This is a genomic window from Variovorax sp. P4_D9, from assembly GCF_056401695.1.
In genome coordinates this window covers 1-638 of sequence record NZ_JBFUIU010001714.1, presented here as the reverse complement: position 1 = coordinate 638, position 638 = coordinate 1, and the positions used below count along the sequence as shown (strand labels likewise).

Annotated in this window: 1 pseudogene; it reads right to left on the bottom strand. The window is 64.6% G+C overall.

Annotated elements, in window-relative coordinates:
- Positions 1–139: 139 nt before the first annotated feature.
- Positions 140–638 (bottom strand): annotated as a pseudogene (locus AC1DY5_RS57935) (IS110 family RNA-guided transposase); the annotation flags it as partial.

Below are 638 nucleotides of genomic sequence, written 5' to 3'. Positions count from 1 at the left end.
TTGGACCTGCGCGGGGTGTGCCCGACAAAACTACGGAGACGGCAACCGCCGTTCTCGAGAACCGAACGAGGCCCCCGCGCGCGTCTTTCATCAGGGTCCGCAGCTAGGCACGTGCTGCATCGATGACCGTTTGTAGTTCAGCCAGTCTGAGTAACGCTCGCGCGCCCAGGACCAGCAGCGATCGGACGTAGGGGTCCCCCGCCTTCGTGATATGCCCGAGTCGTGCCTTCCCACCCGAGCTGTACTGGCTGGGGACCAACCCGAGCCAGGCTGCGAATTGGCGGCCACACTTGAACTCATGTCCGTTGCCGATCATCGCCAGCAGTGCGGTGGCGGTGGTTGGGCCGACGCCGCTCAAGCGCATGAGCTGCTGGGCCCGAGTGTCTTCGCGCGCCATCTGTGCGATGTGCCGGTCGTAGAGCGCGATCCGCTCGTCCAGCCGCATCAATTCGCTGAGCAGATCGCCGATGACGGTGTTGCTCCACCCGGGCAGATCCTCCAGGCAGGCGGCGGCTTGACGACGCACGGTCGATGCCTTCAGCGGCAGCACGATACCGAACTCACTGAGCAAGCCGCGAATCCGATTGATGGTTGCCGTGCGCTGCTCGATGAATCCCTGGCGCACGCGATGCACGCTC